The sequence below is a fragment of the Delftia sp. ZNC0008 genome, assembly GCF_000799035.1.
Taxonomy (GTDB): Bacteria; Pseudomonadota; Gammaproteobacteria; order Burkholderiales; family Burkholderiaceae_C; genus Comamonas; species Comamonas tsuruhatensis.
This window is the reverse complement of the sequence record NZ_JTKZ01000442.1, coordinates 1-10,102: the sequence shown is the minus strand read 5'-3', so window position 1 is coordinate 10,102 and position 10,102 is coordinate 1. Positions and strand designations below refer to the sequence as shown.

9 protein-coding genes are annotated in these 10,102 nt (G+C 68.8%); 3 read left to right on the top strand and 6 right to left on the bottom strand.

All coding sequences use genetic code 11. The features are described from left to right. Positions 1-503 (bottom strand): iron chelate uptake ABC transporter family permease subunit (locus tag L995_RS14660; protein WP_047472424.1); only part of this gene is annotated, 503 nt, incomplete at its 3' end. Between the two features lie 3 nt (positions 504-506). Continuing rightward, positions 507-1,508, bottom strand: coding sequence for a Fe2+-enterobactin ABC transporter substrate-binding protein (gene fepB, locus L995_RS14655; protein ID WP_047472423.1), 1,002 nt, complete (start codon positions 1,506-1,508; stop codon positions 507-509). Positions 1,509-1,627: 119 nt separating this feature from the next. On the opposite strand from fepB, the gene L995_RS14650 reads away from it, so the two are divergent. Beyond that, positions 1,628-2,443, top strand: a complete 816-nt coding sequence (locus L995_RS14650) for an ABC transporter ATP-binding protein (RefSeq protein WP_047472422.1) — start codon at positions 1,628-1,630, stop codon at positions 2,441-2,443. Between the two features lie 30 nt (positions 2,444-2,473). Here L995_RS14650 and L995_RS14645 read toward each other — a convergent pair whose 3' ends face one another. Continuing rightward, entirely contained in the window at positions 2,474-3,265 is a 792-nt protein-coding gene (locus L995_RS14645) for an IclR family transcriptional regulator (RefSeq protein ID WP_012204987.1), read from the bottom strand. Positions 3,266-3,623: 358 nt separating this feature from the next. On the opposite strand from L995_RS14645, the gene L995_RS14640 reads away from it, so the two are divergent. After that, on the top strand, positions 3,624-5,573 hold the full coding sequence (locus L995_RS14640; RefSeq protein WP_231574437.1) for a TonB-dependent receptor: 1,950 nt from the start codon (positions 3,624-3,626) through the stop codon (positions 5,571-5,573). 19 nt (positions 5,574-5,592) lie between these two features. Then, positions 5,593-6,903 (top strand): NtaA/DmoA family FMN-dependent monooxygenase, encoded by a 1,311-nt coding sequence (locus tag L995_RS14635; protein ID WP_047472420.1) that lies wholly within the window; start codon positions 5,593-5,595, stop codon positions 6,901-6,903. Between the two features lie 27 nt (positions 6,904-6,930). Here the strand turns inward: L995_RS14635 and L995_RS14630 are convergent, their stop codons facing one another. The 3 genes from L995_RS14630 to L995_RS14620 form a co-directional block, all read right to left on the bottom strand. Further along, positions 6,931-7,626 (bottom strand): response regulator, encoded by a 696-nt coding sequence (locus L995_RS14630; RefSeq protein ID WP_047472419.1) that lies wholly within the window; start codon positions 7,624-7,626, stop codon positions 6,931-6,933. Beyond that, positions 7,623-9,263: an ATP-binding protein gene (locus tag L995_RS14625; RefSeq protein ID WP_047472418.1), complete on the bottom strand. Its 1,641-nt coding sequence runs from the start codon at positions 9,261-9,263 to the stop codon at positions 7,623-7,625. The genes L995_RS14630 and L995_RS14625 overlap by 4 nt, the downstream gene beginning before the upstream one ends. 12 nt (positions 9,264-9,275) lie before the next feature. Next, positions 9,276-10,102 (bottom strand): dioxygenase family protein (locus L995_RS14620; protein WP_047472425.1); only part of this gene is annotated, 827 nt, incomplete at its 5' end.

Below are 10,102 nucleotides of genomic sequence, written 5' to 3'. Positions count from 1 at the left end.
AGGCGCACCGGGTGCGCGCCCGCGCCCCGGGACTGCCCGAACGCGAAGACGGCGGCGCCCGCCAGCCCCGCGCCGGCAAAGGCGCACCAGACGTACTGGAGCACGGACGTCAGGCCGAAGGCCGTCATGCCGATGAGCACGGCCAGCGCCGCACCCGCGTTGACGCCCAGCAGACCCGGCTCCGCCAGGGGATTGCGGGTGACGGCCTGCATGAGCGCGCCAGCCACTCCCAGCGCCATGCCGGCCAGGATGGCCACCACGGTGCGGGGCATGCGCAGCAGGCTGACGATCAGGTGCTGGTCATCACGCAGGTCCGGAGCCCGCAGCGCGCCGAGGATGTCGGCCAGCGCAATGTCGCGCGAGCCGACGGTGATGCCGAGCACGGCGATGATGGCCAGCGCCAGCAGCCCGCCTGCAAGGCCCAGCCAACGCCTGCAGTGCAGGGGAGCGCGCGGAGCACGCGAGGCAGGCCGCGCCGCCGCGCCTTGGAGCCGTGCACGCATGGCTCAGCGGAAATGGCTTGCCACGGCGTCGACCATCTGCTGCCCCGAGTAGTAGTCGATGCGAAACGAGGTCGGGCCCAGCGGATAGACGCGCCGCCCGGCAACGGCGGGCAGGTTGGCCAGCAGCGGATCGTCCAGGAAGGCCTGCACATCGCCCTGCGAGGCGCCGAGCAGGAAGACGGAGTCGCCGGTGATGGCGGCCGAGAGATTCTCGCGGGAGATGAATTCGAAGTCCGAGGCGCGTGTGACCTGGGCGGCCAGCGCGGGCGGCAGGCCCTCCACCTTGAAGCCCAGTGCGGCCAGCAGCCGCGCATGGGGGCTGACGGCGCGGCCTATGGAGTAGCTGCCGGCCAGGTTGTAGGCGACGATGCTGACGGGCCGGGCCGGGGGCGTGATGGAGGCGGCAGTCTGCGCCACATGGGCATCGAAGCGGGCAATGGCTGCGGCGGCCTGCTTCGCATGGCCCGTGATGCGGCCCAGCTCGGTGGCGATGTCCTGCCAGGACTGGCTGGAGTAGTCGACCACGACCATGGGCACGCCCTGCGCCTGCAGTTCGGTGCGGTGCTGGGCCACGCTGTCGGCACCGGTGGCGGAGGCCACCAGCAGGTCGGGGCTGGCGCCGATGGCGGCCTCGATGTCGAATTGCAGGTTGCGGTAGAGCACCTGCACGCCGCGCTTGTCGGCAACGGCGGCCCATTGCGAGAAAAAGCCCTTGTCGTCGGTCATGCGGCTGGGCGTGGTCGCGGCGGTCGCAACGACCGGCGCATCGATGGCCAGCAGGATGCCGGTCACGCTGGGCGAGGTGGAGACGATGCGCCGGAGCAGCGGTGCATGGTCTGCGTGTGCTGCAGCCGGCGTATCCGATGTATGCGACGCATGCGATGTATCCGACGTATGCGGTGCGGCGCCCGCCACGGGAACGGCGGCGCGTGGAAACCATGCGAAACAGGCCAGCACGGCCAGTGCGGCGGCCGCGCCCAGGGCGGCAAGTTGGAGTCTGTTCATCTCGATCCGAAGCGACGGGGCCGGGCGCCAGGGCGGCGTCTTCAGCGTATTCCGTATTGTAGAATTCATTCCACATTGCAAACACCGAAGGACCTATCGATTGTGGGAAATGACCGGCCATGACGCAGCGCCTGAGTGCTGATGCGGTGACGCTGCGCTACGGCGAGCGCACGATTTCGCAGGGCCTGTCCCTTGCCATTCCCGATGGCTCCTTCACCGTCATCGTGGGGCCGAATGCCTGCGGCAAGTCCACCCTGCTGCGCGCGCTGTCGCGGCTGCTGGTGCCGGTGGCCGGGCAGGTCATCCTCGATGGCCGGCACATCTCGCAATTTCCCGCCAAGGAGGTGGCGCGGCGCCTGGGCCTGTTGCCGCAAAGCGCGGTGGCACCCGAGGGCATCACGGTGGCGGACCTGGTGGCGCGGGGGCGCTACCCCCATCAATCCTTCCTGAGGCAGTGGACGGACGCGGATGAGCAGGCCGTGGCCGAGGCCATGCAGGCCACCGATGTGGCAGCGCTGTCCGACCGCCTGCTGGACGAGCTGTCAGGCGGCCAGCGCCAGCGGGTGTGGATTGCGATGGTGCTGGCGCAGCAGACGCCGATCCTGCTGCTGGACGAGCCCACGACGTTCCTGGACATCGCCCACCAGATCGAGCTGATGGAGCTGCTGGCGGATCTCAACGACGCCGGCCGCACGGTGGTTGCGGTGCTGCACGACCTCAACCAGGCGTGCCGCTATGCCTCGCACCTGATCGCCATGCGCGACGGGCGCATTGCCGCGCAGGGCGCGCCCGGGGCGATCTTCACGGAGCAGTTGGTGCAGGAGGTGTTCGGCCTGCCGGCCGTGATCATGGCAGACCCTGTGTCGGGGACGCCCCTGGTGGTGCCCAGGGGGCGCAGGGCCGTGAATGCCGTGGAGCGCGCCGCAGGGAACTGAGGCGCCCGGCCATTCTTCCCGGCGCGGCTTTCAAGGCGAATCTGCGCTGAAGGCCCGCCCGCCCGTGGACTGGTTGATCAGGCTGGCCTCGCGGAACAGTGCGACCCGGTCTTGCGGCGACTTGAGCTGGCCCAGGTCCGAGACGGTGGTGACCGCGCAGACGATTTCATGCTGCGCATCGAACACCGGCGCCGCCTGGCCCGTGACGTTGGACAGCAGGTGGCTGGTCATCTCGGACCAGCAGCGCTCGCGCACTTCGTCGAGCACGGCCTTGGCTGGCGGCTTGCCACGGAAATGGGCGGGCTGCTGGCGCCGTGCGGCGTCGATGGTGGCCTTGGGCAGGAAGGCCTGGAACACCAGGCCACAGGCGGTGTTGTCTATGGGCAGGATGTCGCCCAGCGCCAGCGGGTTGATCGAGAAGTAGGCGCTGCGGTACCAGCGCACCAGGGTGGGCCCCCGGTCGGTCCAGATGGCCACGCCGCCGCTGAGCGCATGGCTGTGCGTCAGCGCCTTCATGCGCTGCGCCGCAATCTCCACCGCATCCACACGCTTGAGCGCGCCAATGCCGATGCTCAGCGCCGCGCTGCCCAGGTCATACAGGCCGCTGGCCGGGTCCTGCTTGGCCAGGCCTTCCTTGACGAGGCTTTGCAGGTAGCGGTGGGCCGTGGAGCCCCCCGTTCCCGTTCGCCGGGCCACCTCGCCCAGCGCCAGCTCGCTTTCGGCATTGGCCAGGACCATGAGAAACCGGGTGGCGATGGAGACGGACTGGATGGTGCCGGAGCGCTTCTCGCCGGCTGTCGTCTGAGGTGTTGTTGTTTTCAAGGGCTGGGCTTTCTTGCCTGTACCAGGCGCATCGCAGGTGGGGGCGCATGCGCCGCCGGTGTCGATGATACCGGCTCTGCCGAAGGCTCTGCACAGGTGCGCACACACCATTTCGCTGCTGTTTTTTTCTTCCGCATGTGGGAATGCATTCCCTACTGTGGAATTTCAATGCATGATGGCGACCTTTGAAAAATACGAATCATTCTCATCAAAGGAAGATGCTGTGAAGCTGTGTTTCCATCGCAGGCTCCCGTCCCGGGCGGGCGCCATCGCACTCTCTACCCTGATGGCGCCGGCCGGCGCCTTCGCTCAGGGCGCGTCGGGTTCCGGGGGGGAATCCAACGCGCTTGAAGCGGTCGTGGTCAGCGGAGAAAAGGTCAGGCGCGAACTCAAGGACACGGCCTCCTCCGTGTCGGTCAAGGCCGGCAAGGACCTGGCCCGGCAGGAGTCCGGCAATGCCTCGGTCCACGAGGTGCTGCACGACGTGCCCAACGTGGTCTACACCGACACGGTGGGCGCGCCCATCATCCGCGGGCAGGACACGCAGGGCCCCAACAACGGCCAGAACGTCTTCTGGGGCGGCACGGTGCCGCGCGCCACCATCAACCTGGATGGGCACTATCTCAACTACAACGAGATGTTCTTCGGCGCGACCTCGGTCTGGGATGTGGAGAGCATCGAGGTGTTCCGCGGCCCGCAGACCACCTCGCAGGGCGCCAATGCCATTGCGGGCGCCATCGTCGTGAACACCAAGGACCCCAGCTTCAAGCGCGAAGGGGCCTACCAGCTGGAGGCGGGCGACTACCACTCGCGGCGTGCGTCCATCGCCGTCTCCGGCCCCGTGGGCGAGGAGCTGGCCGCGCGGCTGGCCGTGGACTACTCAGGGCGCGATACCTTCATCGACTACACCAATCCGCAGTTCCAGCGGGGCCAGGCCGATCAGGATTTCCGCGCGCTGAACGCACGCATGAAGTTCCTGTGGCTGCCCAGCCGCATTCCCGGCCTGGAGGCCAAGTTCACCTATTCCCACAACGACAGCAACCGCCCCAGCCAGGAGGCGGCGTCCGCTCCGTTCAACGCGCTGGAGCACTGGACGACGACCATGCCCAGCTGGAAGCAGAAGACCGACACCGGCATCCTCGACCTCAGCTACGAGCTGGGCAACGGCGTGCGGCTGGTCAACCAGTCCCAGTATTCGCGCTCGTCCGTGCAGCGCTACACGGGCATCCCCGGCGAGGGCGATGCCGATATCCGCCAGAACAATGTCTCCAATGAGTTCCGCGCCCTGGTGGGCAGCGACAAGGACCGCCTGAGCGGCTTCGGCGGCGTCTACTACGCGCGCACCGGCACGGACGAAAGCCTGCTGCTGCGCGGCCTGTCCGCCTTCGACGACACGAAGAAGAACCTGGGCGTCTTCGGCGAGCTGAACTGGCGCCTGGCCGACCGCTGGACCCTGACCAGCGGCCTGCGCTACCAACAGGACGAGGTGGTGCGCACCGGCACTTCGGTGCTGGCACCCACCGCCCTCGACTACACGAAAACCTTCTCGGCACTGCTGCCCAAGCTGTCCCTGGCCTATGCCGCCACACCGCGCTGGACCGTGGGCGCGCTGGTCAGCCGGGGCTACAACCCGGGCGGCGTGTCGCTGAACCTCACCAGCCGGCAATGGGCGTATTTCAAGAAGGAGTCGATCTGGAACTACGAGCTGTTCAGCCGCGCCAGCCTGCTCGATGACCGGCTGATGCTCAACACCAACCTGTTCTACATGGACATGCGGGATGCGCAGTACAACATCCCCGTGGTCATCTCCCCGGGCGTGGCCCAGTCCTACACCATCAACGCGGAGAAGGCCCATGCCTACGGCTTCGAGCTGGGCGCCGACTACCGCGCACTGGACAACCTGCGGATCAAGGCCGGCGTGGGCGTGCTGCGCACCCGCATCGAGGAGATGGGCAGCAACCCCGGCTACGAGCACAACCGCTTCGCCCGCTCGCCCGGCTACAACCTGAGCCTGGGCGTGAGCTGGGACGCCAGCCCCCGGTTCAATGTCTCCGGCCAGGTGCGCCACCTGGACGGCTACTACTCCGATACCGCCAACACCCGCGCCTATGCGGTCGGCTCCAACACCATCGCCGACCTGCGCATGACCTATGCCTACAGCGCGCGCGTGCAGCTGTACGGCTACATCAAGAACGTGTTCGACAGGCGCGCACCGACGTACCTGCAGCAAAACCGCGGCATCGGCGGCATCGAGGCCAGCATGACCGCGCCGCGCATGATCGGCGTGGGCGTGCGCGGAACGTTCTGAGATGGGAATGACAGCAGACATGACACCCCGCAAACCCCTGCACATCGGCCTTTCGCTGGCCCCCACCTGGCTGAGCGGCGACGCCTGGCGGCGGCCCGGCAGCCATATCGAAGGGCTGTACTCCAGCGACTTCGCCCTGGACCTGGCCCGGCGCGCCGAGGCCGCGCACCTGGACTTCGTCTTCCGCCCGGACGTGAGCTTTCTGCCCATGGAGGCGCTGGAGACGGGCGCGGGCTTCGCCAGCCTGGACCCCACGGTGCTGATGGCAGCGCTGGCACGCGAGACCTCGCGCATCGGCCTGGTGTCCACGGTATCGACCACGTTTTTCCCGCCCTATGCGGTGGCGCGCCAGCTGCAGTCGCTGCACTGGATCAGCAACGGCCGCGCCGGGTGGAACATCGTCACGGCCCTGCAGGGCCACGAGAACTTCGGGCTGCAGGCCATGCCCGATGCCGATGAACGCTATGCGCGGGCCGCAGAGTTCACCGACGTGGTGCGCCGGCTGTGGGCCAGCTTCCCCAACGAGGCCTTGAAGATCGACCGGGACAGCGGCCGCTACGCCGACGCCTCGCTGGTCCACCCCATAGACCACGAGGGACCGCACCTGAAGGTGCGCGGCCCGCTGAACCTGCCGGAGTTCGGCGGCCCGCGCATTCCGCTGGTGCAGGCGGGCGCGTCCAGCACAGGGCGCGACTTTGCCGCATCGGTGGCAGACATTGTTTTCGCCCCCACGCCGGACCTGGACGCGGCGCTGGAGCTGCGCCGGGACCTGTCTCGGCGCGCCCAGCGCCATGGGCGCCAGGCGCAGGATGTGCGCCTGCTGCCCGGCCTGAGCCTGTACCTGGCCGACACCCGCGAGCAGGCCCTGGAGATGTTCCAGCAGACGCACGGCCGGGTGGACAGGGGCCGCAAGCTGGCATCGATCAAGGCCATGGTCGGCCTGGACCTGACGGACTGGCCCGCAGACCGGCCGATCACCGCAGCCGACCTTCCGCCGCCCGTGGCAACCCCGTCCAGCCGCACGCATGCGGGCCTGCTCAGGCGCCTGATGGAGCGCGAGTCATTGCGCATCGACGAGCTGCTGCAGCGGCCGGAAATCCTCTCCGCCGCGCACTGGCAGGTGGTCGGCACGGTGGACGATGCCGTGGCGCAGATCACCGAGTGGAGCGCCGCTGGCGCCATCGACGGCTTTCTGGCCGCGCCTGGCGGCTCCGTCGAGTCCCTGCATTGCGTGCTGGAGCAGTTGGTGCCGCGCCTGGTGGAGGCCGGCCTGTTCCGTTCTCGCTACATGGGCACCACGTTCATGGAGCACCTCGACGAGTCGAGGTAGGGGCTGCGCCCTGCCCTCGCCGGGCCTTCACTGCGCCCGCGTGTCGGACCCGCCATCGGGCTCGAACGCAAAGCCCACGCCATAGACGGAGCGAATCCACTCATGGCGGTCGTCCGCCGCCTTGAGCTTTTTGCGCAGGTTCTTGATGTGGCTGTCGATGGCGCGCTCGTTCACGTCCAGCGTGTCGGCGCAGGCCAGCTCCAGCAGTTGCGCGCGGGAGTACAGGCGGCCGGGCTGGCGCATCAGGGCCTGCAGCAAGGTCAGCTCCCGCTTGGTCAGTGGCAGCACGCTGCCGTTGAGCATGGCGCGGCCCTGCTCGGGCAGCAGCGTCAGGCGTTGCTGCGCGGGGTCGGGGCCGGCACTGCGGCGCAGCACGGCCTTGACGCGGGCCACGACTTCGCGCGGGGCGAAGGGCTTGCAGATGTAGTCGTCCGCACCGAGCTCCAGGCCCAGCAGGCGGTCCATTTCCTCGACACGCGCGGTGAGCAGGATGACGGGGCAGGCGCTGTGGGGGCGGAACTGGCGCAGGATGTCCAGGCCGTCCAGCCCCGGCAGCATGATGTCCAGCAAAGTGAGGTCGGGCGGGGAGCGCAGCATGCGGTCCAGCGCCTCGCGCCCGTGGCGGATGTGCTCGACTTCGTAGCCTGCATGGCGCAGGTAGTCGATGACGATGGCGGCCATGTCGGTCTCGTCTTCGACCAGGAGGATGCGGGCAGGCTTCATGGCGCGGGATTTTCCAGCAAGGGCAGCCACAGCGTGATGCGCAGGCCGCCCAGCGGCGAGGCGGCGGCCTCGATGCTGCCGCCATGGGCCTGCACGATGGTGCGGCAGATGGCCAGCCCCAGGCCGGAGCCGCCCAGGCCGTCGCCGTCGCGCACGCGGGAGGCGTCCACGCGATAGAGGCGGTCGAACAGGCGCGGCAGGTGCTGGCTGGCCACGCCGGGAGCCGTGTCGTCCCAGCGCAGCTGCAGCATGCTGCGGTCCTGCATCTGGACGATTTCGGCGGACACCTGCAGCCGCCCGCCCGCAGCCGTATAGCGCAGGCTGTTTTCCAGCAGGTTGGCAAACACCTGGTGCAACCGGTGCGGATCGCCCTGCACCAGCGGCGGCGGAATGCGCGCGGCCAGCTGGTCCACGGTGGAGCGGTCCAGGCCGATGCCGACCTGCTCGAAGCCGGGCCGCGCGCCGTCCAGCGCCTCGCCCAGCAGGGTCAGCACATGCACGGGCACATGGCCCGAGCCGTGCAGGGCCTGCGGGTCGTCCAGGCTCACGCGCAGGTCGCTGACCAGCCGTATCAGCCGCATGATCTGCCGGTGCAGGCGCAGCGCCATGCGGTCGTCCATGGGCAGCACGCCGTCCTGCACGGCCTCGACCTCGGCGCGCATGGTGGACAGCGGTGTGCGCAGCTCATGCGCCACGTCGGCCAGCCAGCGCTGGCGCGAGGCCTCCATGGTGGCCAGTTGCACGGCCATGTCGTTGAATGTTTCCGCAAGGCGGGCCAGTTCCGCATCGCCCTTGATGGCCACGCGCGTATCCAGCCGCCCGGCCGCAATGCCGCGCAGGCCGTCGACAAAGGCGGTCAGCGGCTCCAGCCAGCGCCGCGTGAGCCAGGCCGACAGCAGCAGCGCCAGCAGCAGGCCGGCCAGCCCGGTCCAGGCCACAAAACCCATCTGCTGCGCGAGGAAGGCGCGGTCCAGGTCGCGCTGCATGCCCTGCCCGGTCTGCACGGGGGACAGCACGATCTCGCCAATGGCCTGCCCATTGGCGGCGCGCAGAACGCGATGCGCCGCACCGGGCTGCGGCGCCATGCCGGAGATGAGCTGGCCCTGGGCATCCAGCAGGCCCACGCGCGCCCACGGGCCTCCGAAAGGGCGGTCTGGCGGCGGGCCTGGGCGGTCTGTACGGTCGGAGCGATCTGAGCGATCTGAGCGATCGGCAGGCTCTCCGCCTTCCAGCCCAGGCGGCGGCGGAAACTCCGGGCCCGGCCCCGGACCGTGGCCTCCCTCAAAACCAGGCCTCGGCTCCGGCATGGGCATGGGCATGGGCATGGGTGGCCGTGGCCCGGGCTCGCCCGCAGGAAAGCCCCGGCCCATGCCTGCGCCCGGGCGCACCATGTCGCGCCAGAAACCGGGGTTGGCGCGCGCCGCATCCCAGCCGCCGTTTTGCTCGTGGTGCTGGACCAGCCGCTCGGCCAGCCCGTCCATGCCGGTCAGCTCCACCTCGGCCATGTAGGGCCCCAGGCCCCGCTGCAGGCCCAGGCGCGAGAAGCCGAGAAACACCAGCAGCAGGGCCACCAGCAGCACGGCAAGGGCGAAGAAGGCCTTGTGCTGCAGCTTCAGGCGCGGGAGGCGGAGGCTCATTCAGTTGCTGCGTCAGACGGCAATGCCGATGGATATCGTGGCGGTATGGCCATTGGTGGTGTCTCCGGTGAAGGTGGGCGTCTGCCAGGCGATCTGCTCGCTGGTGTTGTCGCCGAAGACATTGTCCGATGTCACGCTGACCCGCGACAGGTTGGAGACGCTGGCGCTGTAGCCGCTGACACCGGCATAGACGGCGCTGGCCACGTCCTTGGGCATGGCCATCTGCGAGGTCAGCAGCTTGTTGGTGTAGCTGCCGGCCGTGTTGAGGCTGCGGAACACCTCGAAGTGCATGTGCGGCCAGCGCCCGTCATAGCAGCCCGGGAAGATGGTCACAAAGGTGCATTCGCCATTGCTGTCCGTCGCCTGCACGCCGCGCAGGAAGTTCTGGTTGAGCAGGTCGGTGGAGTACAGCGAATACTCGCCCTCGCGGGTGCAATGCCACAGGTAGATGGCATAGCCTTCCAGCGGGCTGCAGTTGGTGCCGACGTTGACCAGGGTGATCTTGAGCGTCAGCGGCAGGCCCGCAGCCGTGCCGCTCATGCCGCCAAAGCTGCTGCGCAGGTCGCTGCGCACCACGCCGCTTTGCGACAGCACGTTGACCAGGCTGCCGCGCGAGCCGTTGGAGCCGTCGGCGGGGTAAGGGCCCTCGGTTTCCGTGGGATCGACCATGCAGGTGCCGGTCGTGGTTCCAGTACCCGTGCCCGTACCTGTGCCCGTACCCGTGTCGGTGCCTGTCCCGGATCCGGTGCCCGTGCCGGTTCCTGTCGAATCACTGGAATCACCACCGCCGCCACAGGCGGACAGAAGCGCCACGGCGCCGCCAGAGGCCATCAACGCGG

Excerpts from the sequence above, each read along its gene's own strand:
- fepB (WP_047472423.1), bottom strand. The coding sequence starts at position 1,508 with ATGAACAGACTCCAACTTGCCGCCCTGGGCGCGGCCGCCGCACTGGCC.
- L995_RS14650 (WP_047472422.1), top strand. The coding sequence starts at position 1,628 with ATGACGCAGCGCCTGAGTGCTGATGCGGTGACGCTGCGCTACGGCGAG.
- L995_RS14635 (WP_047472420.1), top strand. The coding sequence starts at position 5,593 with ATGACACCCCGCAAACCCCTGCACATCGGCCTTTCGCTGGCCCCCACC.
- L995_RS14630 (WP_047472419.1), bottom strand. The coding sequence starts at position 7,626 with ATGAAGCCTGCCCGCATCCTCCTGGTCGAAGACGAGACCGACATGGCC.
- L995_RS14625 (WP_047472418.1), bottom strand. The coding sequence starts at position 9,263 with ATGAGCCTCCGCCTCCCGCGCCTGAAGCTGCAGCACAAGGCCTTCTTC.